At 36.3% G+C, this 22,897-nt stretch carries 28 protein-coding genes; 19 read left to right on the forward strand and 9 right to left on the reverse strand.

Annotated elements, in window-relative coordinates; genetic code table 11:
* Positions 1 to 35: 35 nt before the first annotated feature.
* Together HMPREF0766_RS01015 and HMPREF0766_RS01020 are read left to right on the forward strand one after the other, a co-directional pair.
* On the forward strand, positions 36 to 353 hold the full coding sequence (locus HMPREF0766_RS01015) for a hypothetical protein (protein WP_002992948.1): 318 nt from the start codon (positions 36 to 38) through the stop codon (positions 351 to 353).
* A gap of 704 nt (positions 354 to 1,057) precedes the next feature.
* On the forward strand, positions 1,058 to 1,591 hold the full coding sequence (locus HMPREF0766_RS01020) for a hypothetical protein (protein WP_002992950.1): 534 nt from the start codon (positions 1,058 to 1,060) through the stop codon (positions 1,589 to 1,591).
* A gap of 133 nt (positions 1,592 to 1,724) precedes the next feature.
* On the opposite strand, the gene HMPREF0766_RS01025 is transcribed toward HMPREF0766_RS01020, so the two are convergent.
* The 3 genes from HMPREF0766_RS01025 to HMPREF0766_RS01035 all read right to left on the reverse strand — a co-directional run bounded on the left by HMPREF0766_RS01025 (position 1,725) and on the right by HMPREF0766_RS01035 (position 3,903).
* Positions 1,725 to 2,282 (reverse strand): hypothetical protein, encoded by a 558-nt coding sequence (locus tag HMPREF0766_RS01025; protein WP_002992951.1) that lies wholly within the window; start codon positions 2,280 to 2,282, stop codon positions 1,725 to 1,727.
* An 8-nt stretch (positions 2,283 to 2,290) separates the two neighbouring features.
* On the reverse strand, positions 2,291 to 2,800 hold the full coding sequence (locus tag HMPREF0766_RS01030) for a Panacea domain-containing protein (RefSeq protein ID WP_002992953.1): 510 nt from the start codon (positions 2,798 to 2,800) through the stop codon (positions 2,291 to 2,293).
* 482 nt (positions 2,801 to 3,282) lie between these two features.
* The gene (locus HMPREF0766_RS01035) at positions 3,283 to 3,903 is read right to left on the reverse strand and encodes a hypothetical protein (protein ID WP_002992955.1); all 621 of its coding nucleotides are present in this window, start codon (positions 3,901 to 3,903) and stop codon (positions 3,283 to 3,285) included.
* A gap of 223 nt (positions 3,904 to 4,126) precedes the next feature.
* On the opposite strand from HMPREF0766_RS01035, the gene HMPREF0766_RS01040 reads away from it, so the two are divergent.
* Positions 4,127 to 4,492 (forward strand): hypothetical protein, encoded by a 366-nt coding sequence (locus HMPREF0766_RS01040; protein WP_002992956.1) that lies wholly within the window; start codon positions 4,127 to 4,129, stop codon positions 4,490 to 4,492.
* Between the two features lie 270 nt (positions 4,493 to 4,762).
* Here the strand turns inward: HMPREF0766_RS01040 and HMPREF0766_RS01045 are convergent, their stop codons facing one another.
* From HMPREF0766_RS01045 to HMPREF0766_RS01070, 6 genes are all read right to left on the reverse strand, one after another.
* Positions 4,763 to 4,963 carry a hypothetical protein gene (locus HMPREF0766_RS01045; RefSeq protein WP_002992957.1) on the reverse strand — a complete coding sequence of 67 codons (201 nt, stop codon included), beginning with the start codon at positions 4,961 to 4,963 and terminating at the stop codon, positions 4,763 to 4,765.
* 4 nt (positions 4,964 to 4,967) lie between these two features.
* Positions 4,968 to 5,408 (reverse strand): hypothetical protein, encoded by a 441-nt coding sequence (locus HMPREF0766_RS01050; RefSeq protein WP_002992958.1) that lies wholly within the window; start codon positions 5,406 to 5,408, stop codon positions 4,968 to 4,970.
* A 69-nt stretch (positions 5,409 to 5,477) separates the two neighbouring features.
* On the reverse strand, positions 5,478 to 5,927 hold the full coding sequence (locus HMPREF0766_RS01055; protein WP_002992959.1) for a hypothetical protein: 450 nt from the start codon (positions 5,925 to 5,927) through the stop codon (positions 5,478 to 5,480).
* A gap of 141 nt (positions 5,928 to 6,068) precedes the next feature.
* Positions 6,069 to 6,389 carry a hypothetical protein gene (locus tag HMPREF0766_RS01060; protein WP_002992960.1) on the reverse strand — a complete coding sequence of 107 codons (321 nt, stop codon included), beginning with the start codon at positions 6,387 to 6,389 and terminating at the stop codon, positions 6,069 to 6,071.
* Between the two features lie 12 nt (positions 6,390 to 6,401).
* On the reverse strand, positions 6,402 to 6,782 hold the full coding sequence (locus HMPREF0766_RS01065; RefSeq protein ID WP_002992961.1) for a hypothetical protein: 381 nt from the start codon (positions 6,780 to 6,782) through the stop codon (positions 6,402 to 6,404).
* A gap of 26 nt (positions 6,783 to 6,808) precedes the next feature.
* The gene (locus HMPREF0766_RS01070) at positions 6,809 to 7,375 is read right to left on the reverse strand and encodes a DUF4468 domain-containing protein (RefSeq protein ID WP_002992962.1); all 567 of its coding nucleotides are present in this window, start codon (positions 7,373 to 7,375) and stop codon (positions 6,809 to 6,811) included.
* A 245-nt stretch (positions 7,376 to 7,620) separates the two neighbouring features.
* Between HMPREF0766_RS01070 and HMPREF0766_RS01075 the strand changes: the two genes are divergently transcribed.
* The 16 genes from HMPREF0766_RS01075 to HMPREF0766_RS01150 all read left to right on the forward strand — a co-directional run bounded on the left by HMPREF0766_RS01075 (position 7,621) and on the right by HMPREF0766_RS01150 (position 22,890).
* Positions 7,621 to 8,298: a hypothetical protein gene (locus HMPREF0766_RS01075; protein WP_002992963.1), complete on the forward strand. Its 678-nt coding sequence runs from the start codon at positions 7,621 to 7,623 to the stop codon at positions 8,296 to 8,298.
* Positions 8,299 to 8,303: 5 nt separating this feature from the next.
* Entirely contained in the window at positions 8,304 to 8,714 is a 411-nt protein-coding gene (locus tag HMPREF0766_RS01080) for a hypothetical protein (RefSeq protein WP_002992964.1), read from the forward strand.
* Positions 8,714 to 9,796, forward strand: coding sequence for a hypothetical protein (locus HMPREF0766_RS01085; RefSeq protein ID WP_002992966.1), 1,083 nt, complete (start codon positions 8,714 to 8,716; stop codon positions 9,794 to 9,796). The genes HMPREF0766_RS01080 and HMPREF0766_RS01085 overlap by 1 nt, the downstream gene beginning before the upstream one ends.
* Positions 9,796 to 10,107, forward strand: a complete 312-nt coding sequence (locus HMPREF0766_RS01090; protein WP_002992967.1) for a hypothetical protein — start codon at positions 9,796 to 9,798, stop codon at positions 10,105 to 10,107. The genes HMPREF0766_RS01085 and HMPREF0766_RS01090 overlap by 1 nt, the downstream gene beginning before the upstream one ends.
* Before the next feature lie 4 nt (positions 10,108 to 10,111).
* Positions 10,112 to 10,441 (forward strand): hypothetical protein, encoded by a 330-nt coding sequence (locus tag HMPREF0766_RS01095; protein ID WP_002992969.1) that lies wholly within the window; start codon positions 10,112 to 10,114, stop codon positions 10,439 to 10,441.
* 11 nt (positions 10,442 to 10,452) lie between these two features.
* On the forward strand, positions 10,453 to 10,725 hold the full coding sequence (locus HMPREF0766_RS01100) for a hypothetical protein (protein ID WP_002992971.1): 273 nt from the start codon (positions 10,453 to 10,455) through the stop codon (positions 10,723 to 10,725).
* Between the two features lies 1 nt (position 10,726).
* Positions 10,727 to 11,173, forward strand: coding sequence for a hypothetical protein (locus HMPREF0766_RS01105; protein ID WP_138944194.1), 447 nt, complete (start codon positions 10,727 to 10,729; stop codon positions 11,171 to 11,173).
* The gene (locus tag HMPREF0766_RS01110) at positions 11,170 to 11,607 is read left to right on the forward strand and encodes a hypothetical protein (RefSeq protein WP_002992974.1); all 438 of its coding nucleotides are present in this window, start codon (positions 11,170 to 11,172) and stop codon (positions 11,605 to 11,607) included. Before HMPREF0766_RS01105 ends, HMPREF0766_RS01110 begins: the two co-directional genes overlap by 4 nt.
* 46 nt (positions 11,608 to 11,653) lie before the next feature.
* Entirely contained in the window at positions 11,654 to 12,199 is a 546-nt protein-coding gene (locus tag HMPREF0766_RS01115) for a hypothetical protein (RefSeq protein ID WP_002992975.1), read from the forward strand.
* 68 nt (positions 12,200 to 12,267) lie between these two features.
* Positions 12,268 to 12,741, forward strand: a complete 474-nt coding sequence (locus tag HMPREF0766_RS01120; protein WP_002992976.1) for a hypothetical protein — start codon at positions 12,268 to 12,270, stop codon at positions 12,739 to 12,741.
* A gap of 264 nt (positions 12,742 to 13,005) precedes the next feature.
* On the forward strand, positions 13,006 to 17,478 hold the full coding sequence (locus tag HMPREF0766_RS21770) for a phage tail tape measure protein (protein WP_002992977.1): 4,473 nt from the start codon (positions 13,006 to 13,008) through the stop codon (positions 17,476 to 17,478).
* Positions 17,478 to 17,909: a hypothetical protein gene (locus HMPREF0766_RS01130; protein WP_002992978.1), complete on the forward strand. Its 432-nt coding sequence runs from the start codon at positions 17,478 to 17,480 to the stop codon at positions 17,907 to 17,909. Before HMPREF0766_RS21770 ends, HMPREF0766_RS01130 begins: the two co-directional genes overlap by 1 nt.
* A complete protein-coding gene (locus tag HMPREF0766_RS01135; RefSeq protein WP_002992979.1) occupies positions 17,906 to 18,379 on the forward strand; it encodes a hypothetical protein in 474 nt (157 codons plus the stop codon). The genes HMPREF0766_RS01130 and HMPREF0766_RS01135 overlap by 4 nt, the downstream gene beginning before the upstream one ends.
* Before the next feature lie 3 nt (positions 18,380 to 18,382).
* Positions 18,383 to 19,756: a phage tail protein gene (locus HMPREF0766_RS01140; RefSeq protein ID WP_002992980.1), complete on the forward strand. Its 1,374-nt coding sequence runs from the start codon at positions 18,383 to 18,385 to the stop codon at positions 19,754 to 19,756.
* 1 nt (position 19,757) lies between these two features.
* Positions 19,758 to 20,666: a hypothetical protein gene (locus HMPREF0766_RS01145; RefSeq protein WP_002992981.1), complete on the forward strand. Its 909-nt coding sequence runs from the start codon at positions 19,758 to 19,760 to the stop codon at positions 20,664 to 20,666.
* Position 20,667: 1 nt separating this feature from the next.
* Positions 20,668 to 22,890 carry a hypothetical protein gene (locus HMPREF0766_RS01150; protein WP_002992982.1) on the forward strand — a complete coding sequence of 741 codons (2,223 nt, stop codon included), beginning with the start codon at positions 20,668 to 20,670 and terminating at the stop codon, positions 22,888 to 22,890.
* Positions 22,891 to 22,897 lie beyond the last annotated feature (7 nt).

Here is a 22,897-nt window from a genome sequence, read left to right on the forward strand (position 1 = left end):
TTGCAAATGATAAATTTAGTTTTTATATTTGACTTATGAACCAGCAAGCAGAAATATTATTAGCATCATTAAAATTCAATGTATCAGTTGAAGATTTTCAAACTATTATTGATACTACTGGTGATTATTTAAATTGTGAAGATTTGATAGCTATTTACAATGATTACTATCAGTCAAAAGATGAAGTATGTCCTTTTTGTAGATCTGAAGTTTCTCAATTGCAATTCAATGAAACTTCAAAGGGTTATTGGTCAGAAGCAATTGATGGTGTAAATATTTGTTCAGGTTGTAAAGAAGAGGTTGATTGTTTTGAAAAACCAACTCTACAAGAGTGGTTGCTTATAACAGCATAATATTTTAAGTGAAATACACCCACTTACAGCAGTGATGCAGAATTGTGGGGAAATTGGGGGAATTAGGATTTTTCACATGACGATGTGTAAGTGTTCGAATCACTTGTCCTCCACAAGACAGCCCGGAAAGTCGGGCAAATGGGGAAGCTAGTTTAACAGGAAAAACAATTTGGAATTATGACTATAAATAATAGCGCGCTAAAATTATAGAAACAGGTTCAAGTTCAGGATTTGAAAAGTAATAAGTAAGCGTTTAAGCTGAACGATTGAAAGTTATTTTGATTTGAATGAATTAGCAAATAATTGGGGGGTCGGTTCCCTCGCTTTCCACAACGCATACAGAGAGAAAGGCTCTTGGTTCTTTAAAGTATTTGATTGAAAGATGGCGATTAGTAATTGCAGATACTCCCGAACAGGGTTTATTTTCTGGGTTGATGCAGGGAATAGTAAAATAATAGCATCAATGGTTTTCAATCAAAGAAATAAAGGATTAGTAGCAAAGGGCCTTTAAAAATCTAACAAGTTGGAGGATTAGCTCAGAGTGGCTAAGATGAAGCCATTAACTCGCAAGAGGGTAACCAGTCCCTAACTTGTTTTTAAATTGTCTTTTCATAATTTAGGTTTATAATTGGTTATTCCGTGGGGATTCCTCCCAAGTTTCTCCACGGTTTTTTATTATATTTATACCAATCAATTTTTAATATATGGATTACGAAAAATTAGATGATATTTTAGATTTTCTTAGAAGATCTCAAGGTTACGCAGGATGGGCGAGCTATACGCAAGATGTAGCGAGAAGGCAAAATGTACATTTTGACACTATTAATAACAGTACCAGTTATGCGGGATGGTGTAATACTCTTTTACATTTCGGTTTAGTTGATTATAAATTTGACGCAAATCTTCTCCATACATACATAATAAATCCAAAGGGATTAGACTTATTAAATAATGAAAAATCAACACTTGATGTTCATCAAGAATATATAAATAAAGAAATACTAGAAGGAGCAATACTTAAACAAACTAATCAAAGTTTTAAATTAAATAATATACAATTTATTATTACTGCAATTTTAACTTTGGGTACTTTAGGAAGCCTTATTATCCAATGGAAAACATTTGAAATGGAAAAGGATAAAACTAAATTAGAAATTAGAGACTTGCAATATAGATTAGACTCTATTCAAAAGCCTAATAATTTCAAAATAGATAATAAAAATATAAAAAACGATTAAGCTTAATATAATTAGGAGGACTTAATATTATATTTAAAAATGTAATAACAATCTAATAATATTTATCCATTTACTAATTGACACACAAGCATCATTTGATTTTTATTAATAAAAATCTATTAAGTATATAGGATTATTTACTTGATTCCTCTGAATTATTAAATTGAGCCTTAACTTTTTCACAATATTCTTCAAAGAATGATCTTGCTATTTCATGATTTGGATTGTCCTTATGATGACAATAAAATGTGTTAAGGTTCATATATCCTGAATAAAAGCAATGTTCCTCGTAATTAGGATAATAGATCTCTAAGAACTTGGTATATGATGACATCCTATGATTGAATGCTTTATAATCGTCTACATCATCAGAAGCATTGAATACAAGAGTATAAGAGTTATCAGAGTTTAGTTCTAAAAATATTTTTAAACACGACTGTAAGATCCTTAAAACTAAAATTGAAGGATAATTGTGACGTAACTTATATCTATTTTTATCAGTTCCAGCTCCATCTTTATAGAATGATATTACAATGATATTGCCTTCATAATGCTCAACCTCAATGATTGTTTTTGCTTTTGGCTTTCTAGGAAACTTATAGCTATATAATTGTTTTTTAAAAAAAGAATCCCCTTCTTTTAAGGGGATATTCATTATATGTTTTACTTCAACTAGATCAATCCAATCCATAAATAGATTTACGAACTAAAAAAACCTAAAGAATTACTTGATTTGACATATGGAATATTGTTGAAACGATCCAAAACATACTCAGCCAAAGTATCATTATTTATTATGATTTCATTATCACTTGGCTGAGTATCCAAAAGTCCTTTTCTACTTGCGTTCCATGGATATTCAGAGTGAGTAAGATCAACTAATTCAGAACCTGACAGATGTCCATAAGAGTTCCATATTTCTTCTAAATGATCTAAAACATTTTGGGGCAAAATTGTAGGGCATGGATAAAAATGGGCAATTGGAGCAATTATATCGCTTCTTCTTACAATTTTAAACTTATTCCAAATTACTGGTACTACCGGCCCAAATACCCAAGCTTTAATTGGGTCGCTAAATAATTTCAGATCAAATTTTTTAACATACCAAACCTGTGAATAATAAAGAAGCTTCTGCAGTTTAAGCGGAGACACTTTCTTTTTTACAAAGAAAGGGGCTATATCATTTGCTGTTAAACTAAAATTTACCATTACTCTTATGAAGGCTTTATATTAAAATCTATGTATTTATTAAACCAACTTATCAACAAAAAGTTTAAAACTTCTGTCAAATAAGTTTTGTATTTAGTTTCAGGAACTGTACTTTTGCAGCCCCTTCGAAAACAGGTATTGTTGCAAGTATAAGAACCTTTTTTGATAATACAATATGGGAACCCGTAAAATTTTTGCAACCTAAATAGTACTAAAAATCATTACTTTCTTTTGTTTTTTCTGATTATTCTGTCTCTTTTCTTCTCTTTACCTATTTATGCTGCTCTAATTCGTTTTGTTTGTTGTGTTATATATTATCGCTCCTCTCCTTCCTACCTTGTCTTAAATCGCCTTATTTAAAGCCGTTTAAAAAAAACGACCGATAAAATATTTTGTTAATATTTTGGATTTGTTACAAATTGTAACAGAAAAACTGTGGATTATCCTCTACAAATGATCTAATGTTGTTATTAAGCTTCCCCCTAAATCCTCTTCAACAGCAGCTTAAACTTTCCTTTCATATTATCATTAGTACCTTCTTTATCCAGGGAGGGAATGGTACACTCGAATGTTCCTTCAATATCCTCCGCTCCATTATCCTTTTTTGTGATCTTGGTGAAATAGACTTTTCCGGAACCGTAGGATAGGAGTGTATAGTATGAATACTTATTGTATTTGATATAAGCTATATTCTCATCATCATAGATACTATAATTATCTACTCTGGTATTTATAAACTGATAGTCCGGAAGGGATTTTATTTCATATGCATGATTTAGAATAATTTGATCTCCTACCGGGATTTTAATTTGAATAGTATGTTCAGAACTTTCTTTTGTGTTTTTGTTATGCAGATCCGCATTTAGAGATATGTATTTTACCCCTTTTGCATAAGATGGAAGGTTGTAGTAGTAATATTCAAACATAGGGCTTCTAATGGCTCCATTTAATGATAAGAACTTCCCCTCATGAATATAGGTCTGCCCCTTAAAATTTACTTCAACATATCTCCCATCAGGTAATGGGTTTCCTTCTTTATCACATCCCTGGAATAAGATCGTAGTAGCTAATAGAATTAAAATTGAGAAAAAATACTTTTGCATGGTTATAAGGTTTTTGAGTTAAACGAGTTGATAGCGAGATTTGCTACAGGGGTGAGGGAGTAAAATGAATACATTAATTTGCAATGCTAAAAATAAGTTTTGAGAAAAATATATTTAAGATTATTATACACACATTATAAATATTCATCTTTAAACAGTAAATATTGTTTGTTTTTAGCAATACAATTCTTTATTTTGGATTATCAATTATTAATTATAGAATATGTCTCTTTCAAACTTTTTTCGAATAAACTTGCCTTATGGTATCGCAAGAAATAGCAACAATGAATGGATAGCATTTAATAGAGAATATTTACCTATTGGATGGAATGATGTTGGTTTTAAAAGAAATGACTCTTTTAAAAATAGTGAGTATGGAGATTTACCTTTGTATACAAAATATAAAAATATCTCTAAAAATAAAATAGACGAAATTATATATGATAAGGAATTGATTCGTTTAGATGATAAAAATGAAATCGAGGTTATTTGGTTTTATAATGATAAAACTAATCCAACAGTTTCCAATAAATGGGATTCATATTTCAAAATTATAGAAAAACTAGCTCATTGGGAGGTTGTAAAATAATACATTATGATAAAGATACTTTACTTTATTATAACTAAAATTATTTATATAATCAATATCCTCAATTTTTGCATATACAAAGAGATTTCAAATGAACAGAAACACATAAGTAACATACATTTTCACGAGAAATCTATTGGCGAGGAAATTTCATCATAGATTTTTATTATCAAATCTTTTATAATTCGTTTAGTTGCATATTTAGCTTTTTAGGTGAATAAATAAAAATACCTTTCCAAAAGATCTAATGATTTTCAGGAAAGGTATTTTTTACGCAGTACCAGATCCTCCACAACATCCACATTTGGTGCCACCAGTTTGCATTGTATGGCTTTTTTGCATAAGTTCTTTTGATTCACTTAGGATTTCTTTCCCCCAATCTAGATCCTCTTTTTTAATCCAACCATTCTTATAATCATCCAAAGCTTTGTTTAACTCTCTAATTTTTAATAACAATTCTCGTTCAGTCATGATTTTAATAATTTGTTTTAGATACTTTACTTAATTCAATTTTTTCCATTTCTTTATACACTGATTTAATATCTGCAGTTAATAAGCTTTTACAACTAAAATTATGTCCTGGGACAAGCTCATCTATGCTAGCAAGGGTGTCATAAAGATTTTTAAAATTAGACCAATATGATTGGTATAAAATGTTTTTTTCCATAACACTATTATTCCATAATGAAGCAGTGAGACTTAATGCATTTGTTGCGTTTACTATATCAGGGGTAATTAAATCACTTTTAGAAATACTTCTAATATTATTCCAGGCATTGTGAAGATCAATTACTCCTTGCCTTTTTGCAATTTTCTTATTCGTTTCGTTAGTAATCCAAGCTAAAATTATTGTTCCTGTCCCAGTTAATAAAGTGCCGAATGCTAGGATGGATGTAATTATTTCGAAGTTCGTCATTTATAATAATTTTATTTTTTATTTTTCAATATTATTAAGTAATCAATACTATTTAAAAATATTCACCATTTATTCTTTTATTGCTATGCAATCAAAAACAAATTTTTTAATATTTTCATGGTATTGAGATAAGTCTATTTGAGAAAAATTTAACCCTTGAGGGTAAGAATTTATAACTTTGGTCGTAGTACAATCAACTATTTTTATTAAATCAGGATTTGATAAATCTGAATTCATTTCTTTTGCTAACCGTTTTAATAAGGTTCTTTTAAATGCTGATTTATTAATTTCCGACCATCCAAGCTTAGTATCAATTATTTTTGATTCTCCATCTTTTTGTTGGATGAGCAGGTCCTTGTAGCAACTTATATACATTTCTTTAATATCTCCTAGATTTTTATTAGATATTTTATCAAATTCTTTTTTTGTAGGATATTTGGCTATAACTTTATTAACGACGCAAATTAAGTACTCTTCTCTTTTGGATGAATTTGAAATATTAATTTTGTTCTCATCCATTGATTTAGATAGGAAATTGATTAGTTCTTTTTTTCTTATATCAGTCCAATAAGATTTTTGTGGATAAACACAACTGCAGCAACACAATAAAATAATTATAAGTATACATTTCATAAATAGAATTTTGTAGTTTAAATATTATTAGACCAATCCCTCAATTCCCTTTATTCCAAGAAAAGTATTACCAATAAACTTGGCTGTGTCAGTATTTTTGCATCGTATATGGCTAACCTCTGTATTCGTAACACCAAGCCCACCGGCTTCTCCTGGTAAGCAAACCTGTCGAATTGTAAATGTTGTAGGCGATAGCCATTCCGGTATTTCTTCATCTGGTAAGTCTACCTGACAATCAATAAACCTGATATTAGGATTATTATCATCATTAGTTATAGTGTATAGAAGCGGAATTTTGACATTTTCTCCATTGCTAAGTGTTACAGGTATTATAATTGGTTTTTTCATAATATTTATATTTTACTCAGTTACTACATCATAAAAGTTCCCAGTACTTACATTTAGTGTACACTTTGCTATTTTAGTTAAAGTTGCGTTAAATGCATTTTTGCCCCTATACTTCATATATACAGATGCTGTGCCGTCCCCATTATCTTTATATCTTGTCTCAACATGCTCAAAACTGGAAGGATCATTCAGATTGTTTTTTATATATTCTCTGAATTTAATCAATGAACCATCAAAATTAGAAAGTTGATTTTCAATTTTATTTTTAGGAGCGTCAGGGGTTTTTTTAAAGCATTGATCCATTATGAAAATTATAATTACCGTTCCAATGCCGAATTTTAACCATTTACTATTTGCAATTTTGTCAAATGCATTATCAATTTTGTTAAACATATTAATAATATTAAGTTATGCAATCATTACCAATCGTTATTATCTTTTGATACCTTGATGTTGTCAGCATATCTTTTGATTATGTCATTGATAAATGCCTCAGCATCTTTAATGGCTTTATCTGAATTTGGCTTCCCTTTATCATTAAAAAGTCCAAAAACATTACCTAAAATCTTTTTCCCGGAAAGAATTACATTGCTACCTTCTAAATTCTCATAGTTCTTAAATATCGGCTCGACTCTAATTTTACTATCCTTGAAATCAATAATAAGCTTATAGTTCAGATCCCATACATTTGATTCACTTAATCTCATTGTTCTTTTACTAACGCCTTGACCAACAGCATCAATTATAATTTGTTCTCCATCAATTTTTGTGGTTACAAATTTCGGATTATTATAAGTGGATGAAATAAATTTTAAGGTAGAATTGTATAAATCATTCTTTGCCTTTCCAGGAGCATCAATAACAATGAAGTTTTTGCTATTTTCTTTGACATCAGCAAATCCAGATTGAATTAGTTTGAGCTCCTGTCCAGTTGCTAATTTTGAAAACGCTCCTATAACAAAGAAGGTTAATAAATATTTTCTCATAATTATATTTTTGAAATGTAAATATAATGAAAAAACATTTATAGATTTTATGGGAACCCATTTGTAAGATAAAGTATTAGTATAACTATTGCCAAAACTAAAATCAGCAACACTTTAACTTTCTTATGCAAATATCCGTTTATTATTTTTGTTGCACTAGCGCAATTTTGCGCAACAATTATTTAGGCATATACTTCATAGATAGGCCATTCAATGAGGGCTATTACTAAAATTAGAAATTACGGATGAATATCAAAGAACTAATTAAGACATTACTCCAATCAAATTTTGGAGGCGCGCAACTTTCAGATGCCAGGGTGGAGCAATTAGCGAAGCGCTTAGAAGGCAAAGTGACAACAGAAGATGAGCTCAAAGAGAAGCTTTCTTTATTAAATGAGTTGGAACCTTTTTCAGAGAAAGTTAAAGAAGATGACCGAATGAGAAGTTTTCAATCTGAAATTGAAAAACTTAAAAAAGGCGCTGGCCAATCTGACGATAAGGACAAAGGAGATGAAGGTGCTGGTGGAAGTGGTGCGGCGAGTGGCGCAGGATCGGAAGAGATTCCAGCGTGGGCCAAGGCAATTATTGATGGGAATAAAACAGTGACTGAGAAACTTGCAGCTCTTGAAGGGCAAAAGGTAGTTAACGACCGTCGATCTATCATCCAAGCCAAGCTCAAAGACGCCGATAAAGACTACAGTTCAAAGGTTTTACGTGACTTCGGTCGAATGAACTTTGCAACTGATGAAGACTTTACAGCATATCTTACTGATGTTGAAACCGACTTTGCGAATCATACGCAAACACAGGCTGAAAGTAAATTAGGGAAAGATAATCCATTTGCAGGAGTAGGTAAAGATGGCAAAATCACTGAAGCTTCACAAGCAGAAGTAGATAAGCTGTTTGGAGACATTAAAATTTAAAACAAATGGCAGTTCAAGTAAACTTAGTGGACGATCAGATTAACGTAGATACCTCAAAGGATAGCATTGTTATTATACATAACCAATTCTGCATTCCTGGTGGGAAATCTTTGGATGTTACTGGATTCGCTCCTGATGTGATTAATGCTGGTCACATCTTAATTAAAGAAACAGCAACAAACAATTACAAGCCAATGCCTTTGAATGCAGGTGCAACAGCTTACGCTGCTTTACCGGCAGACCATGAGTATGCAGGCGTATTGGTAGCAACAATCCTTAAAAAACGCCCATTCGCAGGTGTAATGATTGAGGGATATGTGAATGAAGTGGCATCGCCATTTCCAGTGACGGCAATCAAAGCGGCGTTTCTTACAGCATTAAACAACGAGGTTAAATTTAGATCAGATTTGGCATAATGGCAGAGCAAACACAATTTATCAAATACATTCAGAAGTACTTTACAGGGTTTATTGCTTCTGTATATAAAACCATTAATGGTGAGAAGAATGCGCCAAAATATCTGTACAAACAGATGTTGACGCCAAAACCTTCTGTTGATGGTAAATGGACATCTCTATTGGCGGATAACCAAAACGTTGCAGCTGATGTTGTGGCAATGGATTCTCCATTACCATTGAAATTACGTCCGTCAATGGGATCTGTTTCAGGAGATATTCCAAAGTTAGGTATGGAGTTAAAAATGAACGAGAATCAACTCGATCAGGTTGACACTATGCTTGCTAAAAACGCGGATATCAAGGACATTGTAACTGAAATTTTTGATGACACAAAACGTTGTATCGTCGGTGTAGAAGAACAAAAGGAATACCTTTTTCTTCGTGGTTTCTCAAGCGGCATTGCATTAACTGATAACGACAATGTTGGTACTGGTGTACGCGTCAATTATGGATATACAAATCAAGCTGGTGTGCCCGTTGTTTGGTCGAATGCAAATTTAGCTACAATGACCCCTGTAGCGGATTTACAGAGGGAGATTGACAAAGCAGATGCTTTAGGAATTACAATTGGCTACATATCAATTGACAAAACTTCTTTGGACATCGCGCGCAGATGTAATGAGGTTAAGGATTTGTATGCTGTGGCTAATGGAAACTTTAGTGACACTAAGCCTTCGCCATCTAATAAAAACTTCCCAAGTTTTTTAGAAGAAGAATTGGGAGTGAAGTTGATTGTTGTCAATCGTTCAATCAAGTTTGAAAAAGATGGCGCAAAGAAAACTGTGAAAGCTTGGGACGAAGGTAAAGCAATTTTGCACCCTGACTTGCTTGTCGGGCAATTAGTATGGAAAAAGCCAGTTGAATCAGATCACCAATCTAAAGCGGTTGAGTATCGTCAAGGTGAACACGGGGCCTTGCTTTCTAAATATGTTACACACAAACCTTTTGGAGAATTCACTGACATCCAGGCGCGCAACGTTCCTGTAATCAACAATGTAAACGAGATTTTCCAATTGGACACTAAAACTGTACAAGCATAATGGCAGATCAAGAAAATAAGCAGGGAACGCAACCAGGTGTTCCTTCATCTTCACCACAAGGTGCTGAAGATGCAAAATTAAAAGCAGAGCAAGAAGCAAAGGCTAAAGCTGACAAGGATGCGGCCGACGCAAAGGCTAAAGCTGATGCCAAAGCCGAGAAGGACAAGAAGTCTAAAAAATATACTGTCATCTCTCCATTTGCTGACAAAGACAACTTTGGTAAGAAATGGGTTGAAGGTGATGATGTATCTCATTTCGAGCAGGACCGTTTGGACTTGTGTGTTGAACGTGGTTTGGTAAAGAAGGGCTAGGATAATGGCAAGTGTAAAGGAAGTCTTAGTGTCATCGATGGGGTATAAGTTCCCGGATGCAACAGTTGACATGGTGTTGGCGGAAAATGGGTTGGATCCTGTAGCGGAACGTGAGCCCCAAAGTCAAGATCAGACTAAAGCATTGGATCTATCCCGAGCGGGGTTGATTGACTTCCTTTTAACACAGCCTAAATCTGTCAAGGAATTGGATTATCAGCTTACTCAACAGGACGCTGCAGCTTTGGAAGCTTTACGCCGTCGTTTGTTGTGGAAATGGGGAATTGATGAAGTACCTTCTGACTCTGGATTCGTAGATATTTCAAATACTCACTAAAAGAAGGAAAGATGATAGAACAATATCCGGACAAGTTGGTGAGAGAAGACGGTAGCCAGTTATCTTGCCGTTTTTACCCAAATAACCGCAGCGCAGGCCTAAAGAAGATTAAGGATGGTGCCGAGGTTGATGTAAAGTTTACCATCGCCCTTCCGGTTGATTCTCCAATGCTCTTAGTTGACGAGGTGATAACTGGATATGATAGGAATGGTGAGGTGATTGTGTGGCAAGACAGTATTGCGATCTTTCATAGGGGGCAACTTCATTGTGTAGCTTATGTTTAGAATGAAATTAGATATGAACCAATCCGAACTTGATGCTATTTACAATGAGCAGATCGAGGAGATGGATCGCAAAACGTTAGAAGCGTTTAAGCGTGTTCTTTCCAGGGCTTTGCAAATACAGCGAGCGAAGATAAGGCCAGATGGGTATAATGATCAAACTGGTCAGCTACGATCGTCTACTGGCGGCATTATTTACCGTGATGGAAAGGTGCTTTATGAGGATTTCGAGTTAAGCCCATACGGAACGGATAAAGCGCCGGGACTGAAAGAAGGACGTGAGAAGGCATTTGCAGAGTTACGTGAATCATCAGGTTGGGGTATTACTTTAGTTGCCGGGATGGAATATGCCAGTTGGGTTGAAACTAATCATGGACTTACAGTTGTAAGTGAAGCGAGAAAGGAAGTATATAAGTCGCTTGATCAAGCCTTTAACGAAATTGATGTATGATAGCAAAGGTCTTAAAGAATTCCATAGAAGGAATGAAGGATGTCAAATCCGTATTGATTGTTGCAGGCATTGAAGATCTTATAACTGGTGAAATTCGGTTATTTCAACGAAAGCTTGGCAGCACTAAGGAGGATTGTGTTATTAATACTTTGATTTGGGATGCCGAACAGATACAAGGAGGAGTGCTGAATATTAACTTTCATGTACCTAATCTTCCAGGATCATCAGCTGAAAACCCTACAGTAGTAGACAATACTCAACCAGATATTCAGAGGATGGAATATCTCGGACGTATAGCATCATCTAAATTGGATGGATATATAGGTCCTAACTTTTCATTAAAACTTCGAGATCCCGGTCATATAGAGAATTTTGGCAAGCAGTGGTTATACAACATCCAAGTTGAGTATACGTTCTTAAGAACAGATATTTAATAATAAAATTAACATCGGGGAACCCCGATATAACAAAGAATAAATTATGGCACAATTTGTTGTAAAAGGAGTAGAATCCATTGAGTTTGCGCCTGTGAGTACAGATGGAACCTTACCAGCTACAGGCTGGGTTAAAGGCGAAAATATTGAAATGGGGTCTGCGACAATGAACATTCCGGAAAAGACTATGACTAAAGTTAAAGTCGAAGACAAAGCAGGTATTTTCGCAATAATTGGAGAAGAAGGTGATGGAGCAAGTGTAACTGCTAAGTTCTTAAATCTTGATCCAAAGATGGCAGATTTAATTTTCAAAGGTAATGCAACTTCCACCGCAACGACCAAATTTGAAGCGGCTATTGATAGCACTACCGCAGTAAATCTTGCTGTTCGCGTTACAAGTAAACCTTGGGATGGATTTAAGATGGTTTTTGTAATTCTTAATGGATCAGTAATTGGAAGAATTGAGAATGCTCTTACCAAAGACGGAGATGCATTCCTGGCTTTGGGCTTCACTGCAGAAGCTCAAGCTGTAAGTGATGCTGATGGAGATGCTGTTTCTCCATGGTACTATGAGAAAGTAGCAGTAGCATAAAAAAACAACCCCGAAATCCACTTTGGTTAGCTGGAAAGTAGGGGTTTATTCATCTAACCAAAAAGGAAATGACACAACAAGAAATTGCTGATACATTTATCGATTCTCCTACTCACATTGGCTCTATTGCATTGCCCAAAGGAGGATTAATTAATAAAATATTGAAGCGAACTCATTCAATTGATATTGAAGTAGGGCCTATACCTGTTGGCAAAGTGCAGCAGATAGGAGTTTTGCTTAAGCAAATGACCAATTTAGAGTCTATTCAAAAATATTCTCAAGCAGATCAGATCAACATTTTATTATCAGACAATATCAATCCTATTTTACAAATTATCGCGATTGCGATTAGTAAAACAAGACGTTTCGAAGTTGATACCTTGACAGCTATTTCTGAGCAATGGAGTATGTCGTTAATTTATAAAGCTTTTATTGAAGTCTACCGGAGGTTAGACTTATCGTCTTTTTTCGACATTATGGCTTTATCAAAGAATCTGACTCTAAACCTTTTCCCGGATCCGGAAGCCCTTGGGCAAGCGTAATTAGCGCTGCAATAGCAAGTAAAGGTTGGGATGAGGATCACATTAAATGGAAGATCTCATATGTAAATTTAATGTTGTATGGGTTATGCATACCATCTTACTCAAAAGATGAAAATGCACCTAACAGTCAAAAGGAAGTTGATATGTTTCAAATGTTTAGTAACAGATAAGAAGGTGTTGCTATTGTAGTAATCAGCAATGATTGTTGCTGTTTTGCGTATATTAGAAACTTTATTTTTGAGCTATCACATCTGAGGATAGTTCATGGCTGATTTAAGATATAAAGTAGTATTAGACGATACAGAAGCTCGCAAAAAATTACGCGAGCTTTTGTCGAATACGGGTGTGGGATCTTCCTCCAATCCTAAAGAAGATTCTAAAAAATCAGCTACTACCGTAGATGATGTTCGCAATGCCACCTTGAGATTAAAAGAGGCGCAGATTGCAAACATTGAGTCTATTAGACAGGCTCGTTTAGAACAGGCAAAGCAGAAACAAGAGCAATCTGAGTTAACAACGAAGTTCAAAGAGGGACAACTTACTCTGCAAGAGTTTCGTCTTGAACAAGGGAAGCTTAATGCTGCAAGAAAAGAACAATCAAGAATTGAAAGGGAGCTAAAGAAGAATCTTGCTGATAATAGTGAATATGCTCAGCTCTCAAAAGCATTAAATAATGTTAGAAGGGAAACCAAAGATTTACTTGCAGAGATGTTTAAATTGGAGCGTCAAGGTAGATCTAGTTCCGCTTCTTATGAAATGCTCAAAAGGAAATCAGAAGCATTAACAAAGCAAACTCAATATTTAGATAAGGCAATAAAGCGTATTGATGCTACAGTGGGTCAGCATCAGCGTAACGTTGGTAACTATGCACAGGCATTAGAAAATATGTCTCCAATAATAGCCCGGTTAAATATGAACCTTGCACTAATGGGGACTTCAGTAAGTGAGTTAGCTGCTGGGGGAGCTGCCGGGTTCACCACTTTGCTGTCCAGTGTAAAATCATTAGGAGCTGGACTTGCATCTTTTCTTTTAACTCCTGTAGGAGCAGTTATTGCATTGCTTGCTACGTTGTATAGTTTAATTCGCGCTGGTGGATCAGTAGTTATTGGATTCAATTCTCGTCTAATGTCTGTTTCTAAGACTACCGGATTAGCAGGTGTAGAGCTTAATAAGTTTGGTGATGCGATAGTAGAGTTATCAAGAAAACTGCAGGTTGTTAGCACAGATAAATTACTTGAATATGCTACTGTCGCCGGGCAACTAGGTGTTAAAGGTAGAGCCAATCTACTGGCTTTCGCCGAAGCATTAGCAAAGTTAGAAACAGCTTCTGATATTAAAGGCGAAGAAGGAGGTACTTCTATAGCAAGAACATTGACGCTGGTAGATGGTGGCGTGCAGAATGTGAAGGACTTTGGCGATGAAATTGTAAACCTGGGTAATAATTTCGCTGCAACTGAAGGTGAAATTCTTTCAAATGCCGAATCAATTGCACAGAATACTGGGGTGTATAAAGTTGGTAGAAGGGACGTTCTTGCGTATGCTGTAGCTACTAAAGCTGTTGGACTTGAAGCTGAGGTTGTTGGTTCTACCTTCTCTAGAACTTTAGGAGAGTTTGAAAAGATGATCAGGACAGGAAAAGGTGTCGCTGATCTTTCTAAAGTTATTGGTAAATCTTCTCAAGAAATCTCTGATCAATTTAAAAAAGATGCTTCATCTGTTTTTAAAGATTATATAAACGGACTGAACAGAATATCGCTTTCCGGAGGATCAGTAAACGAAGCGTTAGAAAGAACGGGAGTAATAGCTGTTCGAGATCAAAGGGTTATTGCTACTCTTGCAACTAATGGCTACGCTACTTTAAGTGACGCATTAGTGAAAGTTGGAGAGGCAGCAGGGGCAATGGATAGGGAGTTTGAAACCGGAGCAAGCAAACTGGAACAACAATTAAATAGAATTGGAATAGCCTGGGACAACTTCATCCTATCAATTGAACAAGGGGATGGTGTACTCGGCAAAGCCGCAGCGAGTATAGCAAATCTTGTAGCTAATTATGCTGACTACATGGCTAAGGTAATTAACCCTTCTTCATTTCAAGAATGGAAATCACGAGTATCATTTGCTAATGACGAAGCAGATGCAATCAGAGAAGTCACAATTGGATACAAAGATGCCGCAGAAACATTCGCAGGTTTATCTGGGTTCAATTTTTCTGCAGCTAATTATGATAAACTCAAAGAAAAATATGAAGAGGTAGGGTCATCAATTAAGGCTTTGCAAATCGTTACAGAAAAATATAAAACTTATGTAAAAGATGGTCTATTGACAGAAGGAGGGCAAAAAAGAATTGAGGACTATACTAAGTTAATTCAAAACCTTAGCGGTTCAATGTGGCAAATTGAGCTTTTTATGAAATCAAGAGCTCCTCAGGCTACAGAAAAAATAGATTTTGAACAATCAGAGGAGGAGAGAAGAAAGGCTGAAAGAGCAGCAGAAGCAGCGAGAAATAAAGCGGAACGAGAAGCAGAAGCCCGTCGCCAAGCTATGGAAAGGCAGCGAGCATTGCAGTTGTCTATTGACCAAATAAATGAGCAATCACTACGTGGGCAGTTGTCTCGAGATGAACAGGAAGTAGCTTCTATTCGCGATAAATATGCTAAGATCAGAGAAGAAGTCAGGAAGTTCTATGCTGATCCAAAAAACAAAGGGTTAAAGGTTGATACTGGAAGACTGAAAGGGAATGAGGATTTTGAAATAAGTGAACTCCAATTTAGGCAAGGGACTAAAAGAATTTCTGAAGACCTAGCTGAACAAAAGGCTCTTGTTGATGAATACAATAACTATTTAGCGAAAACGTCAAAGGAAGAAGCTGATAAAAGATTCTCCGAACAATTATCAATTATTAAAAATTTTAAAAAAAACATTCAAAGTGAATATGAAGATCTGATAGCTCTTGAAAAGAGTGCTTCTTTAAGCGGATTTACAGGTTCCGCATCTGAACTGACTCAGGCTCAAAAAGAGAGAGCAGATTATTATAAAAAGTATCTAGAATCCTTGAATAAAGAAGAGAGATTGAGATTACAAGAGGAATTTGTTTCAGCTTTAAATCTTTCTAAAGGTCATAATCAGAAGCTGCTTGACATTGAAAAAAAGTACAACGATGCAAGATTAGTTTTAGGAAAAAATGCTACCAAGGAGCAGTTGGAAGAATTAAATAACCGTCATAATGAAGAAATAAGTGCAGGAGTTATGGCAGGCCTTCAAAAGGAGGTTCAGTGGGAAAAGACTTTCTCAACCCTTCAATATTTGAGTAAATCGGCAACTAACAAATCTTTAAAGGATATTCAGGATAGACTTAATAAGGAATTAAGTAGTGGAAATTTAATTAAGGAACATTATGAAGATTTAATCGGCCAAGTGAATTCAGCTAGAATTGAACTTAACCTACAAAAATCTTGGATCGCTAGCACAGATGCCATTAAAGCTTACATAGATCTACTAAGAAAAGCCAAAAAAGAAAGTAAGTTGGAGGCGAATATACCTGTATTGAAAAATGAGGTCTTTGGAGCTCTATCAAGCGACATTGGTAATGCGTCACAACTAGTGAGCACCCTTACTGATTCCTTTGCGACTCTAGGAGTCGGTAGTGAAGATTTACAGGAAACTTTAGGTAAGGTTGGAGGCGCGCTTGGTGACTTGAGTAATCTTGCAGGAGCTATAGCAACAGGTAATCCGGTGGCTATAGTAACAGCCTCAATTAAGGCATTAACTTCAGTAATTGATATTTTCAATACAAAAGACAAAAAGCTACAAAAACAGATTGATAAATATCAAGAACAGCTATATAGCTTAACTAAGTCATACGATAGACTTCAGCGAAGTATCTCCAATTCCGTAGGTGAATCGTTTTACTCAGACAGCGAAAAAGCTATAAATAACCTGAAAGAACAACAGCAGAAACTTCAGGATATGGCAAAGGCTGAAGAAGATAAAAAGAAGACCGATAAAGATAAAGCAAAATCTTTCAGGGATGAGATGGATAAGATCGATCAGGAGATTGAGGATATCCGCAAAAGCATCACAGAGTCTTTAGTTCAAACTTCATTCAAGGAACTTTCAAATGAACTCGCGGATGCATTAGTTTCTGCATTTGAAGCAGGAGAAAGTGCTATTGATGCTATGGATGATACTTTTGACAAGTTTATAAAAAATGCTTTAGCAAATAGTCTTAAGCTAAAGATGATTGAGCCAATTGTAAATGATATGGTTAATCAGGTTTCACAATATATGCTGGCTAATGATAACAGTCTTATTGGTTTCAATTTCGATTCCTGGAGAGATAAACTTGGGGAAGCGTCGAAAGGATTCACAAATGCAATGGAAGAAGCATATAAGGGATTAGGGTTATCAAAAGATAGTAGTTCAACTTATTCAACATCCCTAAGCGGAGCTTATGCCAGAGCAAGCCAAGAAAGTATTGATCTGCTTGCCGGGCAAACGGGTGCAATGAGATCACATTTATCAGAATTAATTCAGCTTCAAAAAAACACGGACATGACCTTAAAACAATGTGTAGATGCAGCTCAATCTCATTTGACACAGCTGATTCTCATTGAACGAAACACACGTGTTACAGCAGATAATGCAAGTAACTATTTACCCTATCTCAAAGGTATTGAAGCCAATACAAAAGGAAACTTAGATATGCAGTTAAGGGCTGCAGGGAAATTTGGATTTTAATGGAAGAGCTTAAAAAATACATATTGGCATCATTGAGTTGCGATTTTGGAGTAAATGGGGTGAAGACCGCAAATAGCGTTAAGGATTTAATTTCATTACTCAAATCTTCGCAAGGGATAGAGTTCTGCATGGAAAATAGCTTTCCATCATTAGATATCCTGAAGGTATATGAATCAGAACTACTTGCGTCCGGAGTATACCTGCAAGGTAAATACAGCCTTGAGAATCCAAACTTAGTAATTGCCTTTGGAGGAACAATCGGTATTCATTTAGATGGTTACACCGTATGCCAGGTATATGGCACAAACGATGCTCAGATAAATGTATTTGGAAATGATAGTTCTATAGCAATGGTGGAAGTTCACGGTGATGCAAATGTATTTGTGCAGCAGCTTGATGAGTCTTCAATTAACGTATTTCAGAAATCATGACCTCACAATACAAACTAAATAATAACGACCTGTATACAATCTTCGGAGTTGTGGTGGAAGGAGGAAGTAATTCCTTCCTTGCATACCCTTCCCGTAAAGATTCGATGACTCATGATTTCACTGATAAGAATGGGTTGGATATTGATTTGCAAGATCCGCGGTTTAATTCCCGTGAGTTCACGCTTAATTGTGCATTAACCGCAAGTTCGGTTGAGGACTTCTGGACGAAGTATAATGCTTTGTTCACTGAGCTTTCCAATAGTGGAACTCATAAACTATCAATCACAGATCTAGGTAAAGATTATAGGGTGTATTACAAAGAGCAGCGTAACATTCGCAAGCTTACTCCATTATCCGGAAAGCCAGAAGTATGGATAAAGTTTGATTTAGTTTTTGGAGAGGCTAACTGGACAGACAACATTGAATCAGTTTACCTGATTGATCACGATGGCAACTACCTAATTCAGTAAGACATGATAACGATCAAAAGAGGGATATCAATTATTGCTGTTGTAGAGCCTATGGATACGGTTACTCAAGAGAAAGAAGTATCAGGAGGAAATTTCATTAATCTTTCTTTTGAGCTGCCATATTATAGAGAGTTCAAAAGGATGGACTATGCAGAGATCCTTGGAGAAACATATTACTTAACTCAGATTCCAACAGTTAGCAAAGAAGGGAAAAGGGATTACCAATATACGCTGTCTATGGAAGGGGAACAGTGTAAGCTCGGCCGGGTTGAATTTCTCCAAAGCAATCTGATTGGTCAGTACTTCAAAAACCCATTTTTCATTAATGATAAGGCAGAGACATTCATGACTTTGCTATTGCGAAATATAGAAAGAGTTTTCCCTGGTGAAGGTTGGAAGCTTGGGTATGTTGTAGATAGCGAAATAAAGAATATTTCCTTTGAAAATCAAAACTGCCTTGAAGCCTTATCTACCCTGGCGGAAGCATTCGATACAGAATGGTTAATTGAAGGGCGGACGATCCATCTATACAGAAAACAAAGTGCAACTGGCTTAGTGATGAAACAGGGAGAAGGAGAAGCTCTCTATTCTCTTGAAAAGAAGCCTCAGGACAACAGCAATATTGTAACTAGGCTTTATGTATATGGCTCAGATAAAAACTTACCTAATCCATACAGAAGAGGTCTGACAAGGTTAACCGTTGGAGACCTTCCTTATATAGAAAGACAGATAGAGGAATACGGCATCTGGGAAGACAGTATGACTTTTGATGATATATTTCCAATGAACTTAGGAACAATCACATCCGTAGATTCGGGGAACATACTAAGGTTTACAGATGCTAATTTTCCTTTTGATATTAACTCTCAGTTGATCCCGGATGTTAAAGCTAAGCTTTCATTTCAAATAGGGCAGTTGGCAGGATATGAGTTCGAAATCAGCAGCTATAATCATACCACCAAGACTTTTACGATAAATAAAAATACACAGGATAAAGCTTGGGAAGTTCCAAATGCTGATATAAAGCCGGAGGTAGGAGATACTTTTTTTGTATTCGATATCAGAATGTCAAATGCATGGGTTACCGCTGCGGAACAGACGTTGAGACAGAAAGCTATTGAATATATGGATCAGCGAAATGATCCATCAGAAAATGATACATACTCTGTAGTCTGTAACCCTCTTTATTTCAAAAGAACAGGGAAAACTTTAAGAATTGCAGACAGCGTCACTATTGAAGAACCTGATATGGGAATATTGACACAAAAGAGAATAGTAAAGTTATCGAGAAATGTCAGACAGCCTTTCATATATACATGTGAACTGGCTAACAGACCTAAGAAAAATGTAATGGTAAAACTTTTACAACAACTATAAAATGGCAGATGAACATGTAAAAAAGAAGCTCATTGAGCTGGAACCATATCCATCAGATCAAAAAATCAAGTCATCAGACTTGATCTATGTCTGGAATACAGACTCTGCAAAGCTACAGAAGGCAAATATCAATCAAATGCCTTTCGGATCAGGCGGAGGTGGTGGTGGCGTCACAACTTTAGTCGGCAGTCCTTTTAAAGTATCTCTGGGAGATGACCAGGTAACTATTGAAGGGTCAAACACCATCATATCAGATGTTCGTTTGCTGGGTAAAAAGGATTATCCAATTAGCACCACACAGCTTCAGAATGCGACCTTCAGAAAAGGTGAGGTAGCATATAATGAGATTGATGGAACGGTTACTATCCTTGATTTCAGATTAAATGCAGGAGAGGAAGTTGTTTTATACCCTGATGGTATGCAAGGATCTGGCGGTGGCGGTGGAAATCTTCAGCCAATCATGGATAGGCTTACAGAAATAGAATCTATAGTGTCAGTTTTTAAACCTACGGTTAGTGGGACTAATAATGCACGGGTATGGTGGGTTGGTGGTTTACCGCTTCCGGCCGGATGGGAAGAGGACGCCGAATGGAGAGATTACCTTCCACTAGCTGTAGCTCCATCCGAGTCAGGAAAAGTATATGGATCAAACTCTGTGACTTTAAAGTCTAATCAGCAAGGCAGTTTTGGGGTTAAAGCTGTAAGTGATCGCTCTGCAGGGAGTTCACGAAATAACACAATTTGGAACTTATCATTTCTTTCAAATGGCACCTGGAGAATGTTAACAGGTGGCTCAGGAGCTAATGTTGATATAGGACCCATTACAGTTAATCTATCGGATGCATCCACGCCAATAGATATTAGACCTAAGAGTAAAGGTGGAATGTGGATTAAATATGTAGGAGGATAATATGGCCTTAGAAGAATATAATAGATTTTCAGATCAAGACAGGATTGCAAGAGATGCCAATTTAGAAATAACAGAAGCGTTTTTCCCACCTTATTTTGAAAGCCTGCAATTGTTGGATATTGGCGACAACGATCCGGCCAAAGTAGGAGCAATAGCTACATTCAAAGATGGCACTAAGACTAATCTTGCAATCTATCAAGGTGGTGGTACTTGGACAGTAGGGACAGGATATACAGATGCTGAGATCGATGCAATGATCACTGCAGCTAAGAACCGGGCTAATCATACGGGGACTCAGGCTATCAATACTATTGAGGGGCTTGAAGCTGCTTTGGATGGAAAGATTTCCACCAGCGAAAAAGGAGCTTCAAACGGTGTTGCTACTTTGGATGGCGGCGGAAAAGTCCCGGCTAATCAACTTCCTAATTCAGTAATGACAGTCGAGGGACAGTGGAATGCATCGACTAATACACCAACGCTAAGCAATGGTACGGGTAATGCAGGAATGGTGTATGAAGTTACAACTGCGGGTACTGTTAACCTAGGAGATGGAAATATTACTTTCAAAGTTGGGGATTGGGCGGTATACGGTGCTGATGGCAAGTGGTATAAGTCCGTTAACAGCAATGAGGTTACATCTGTTAATGGTAAGACTGGATCTGTTATTATTGCACCTGGTGATCTTGATGTTTCCAATGGACTATTCATTGTGGGTAATTCTTCCGGTAAAGGCGGAACCAGGAAGATATTACCTAGCGACATGGGTTTAACATCAGGAGGTGTATTATACGCCCTTAGTCCTTCAGTCTGGAGCGAACTTTTTGCATCAGATAATGCTACTCCCAGCACTGTTGCCATTCGATCTGCTGCATCATCAAGTTCCCCTGGGGAAATAAAAGCAGGTCCCGCTATCAATCCGGAAGGTCTTGTTCGGCTAGATCAGATGAATACGGCATTGGCTGGGAAAGCTCCAGCGAATAGCGAAACGCTTCAAAGTGTTATTTCCCGTGGTAATGTCATTGATCCAGGAGATCCTAGCGCATTTGCGTGGAATCGTAGTGATGGACCCGATAATAAATGGGGCTTAAAGTATGACCCAACCTATAAAGGAATGAATTTCGTTAGGTACGGCCTTCAGGATGGGGTTCTGTTTTTAAGGGACGTCAACAATTATGTAGGAATAGGAACAGTTGTTCCGGCGTATAAATTACATGTAAACGGTGACTTTGGGGTAGGCAATATGTACACTGAAGGTGCTTTAAGATTTTTTAATCCTTCAGGAAATACCAACACTCGCAGACATTGGTTACAAGCTAATGCAAATACCAATGGTGACTTTTCAATCTACTCACAAAATAACGATGGATCTGGCAACAGATTTGATTTTTATATCTCACCTCTTGGTAATATTGGACTCGGTACTGTAGACCCAACCGCAAAATTAGAGGTCGCCGGGGCTATTAAAACGTCTGATAAAACCAGAAGTGCATTATTAAGCTACACAGGTACAAGTGGTGTTGTAGGAACGGAATCGAATCACCCATTGGATATCTGGACAAATTCATCTTCGAAGATGACAATTTTGCCAAATGGGAATGTCGGTGTTGGGACAAACAATCCATCAGCTAAATTGGATGTAAATGGTGCTGTAAATACGGCTGGATATGTTCAATCCAGTTTAGGTTTCACAGCCTACACCACTGCCAATGTTAATGCCGTGTATAGACCAACAGGAATAACCTTTGCAACCGCCGCCAATACATATGCCACAATCGATGCTAATACCAGTGGAGGGATAACTATACGTACAGCTGATGGTTCTGCAACTGCTCAACCTCGTATGACTTTTTTAACTCCAAGTGGAGCAACGGCCAGATCAGTTATGATCGCCGGAAGAGCTTATTATAACGCAAGTTACACAGGCTCTTTTGAGGCTAATGACTTAATAACTAAAGCATACGTTGATGATAAAGTTCAACTGATAACATTGCGTGCAACAATAAGCGGAGGTGTGGCCGTCTTGGATGGCGGTGCAGTGGAATCCGGATACCGATATATGGTTCAGGGAGCATCTTTATATAACGGCACAACTCCTGAATTTTTATCGCTTTCAAAACTTGCTATTCAGGCAGGAACAACGGGTAATGTTGTAGCGCAATATGAAACTACATTCGCAGACAATGGGAAAGATGTAGAAGTATTGATTTTGAAGATTAAAATATAAGGAGGGG

The organism is Sphingobacterium spiritivorum ATCC 33861 (genome assembly GCF_000143765.1).
GTDB lineage: Bacteria > Bacteroidota > Bacteroidia > Sphingobacteriales > Sphingobacteriaceae > Sphingobacterium > Sphingobacterium spiritivorum.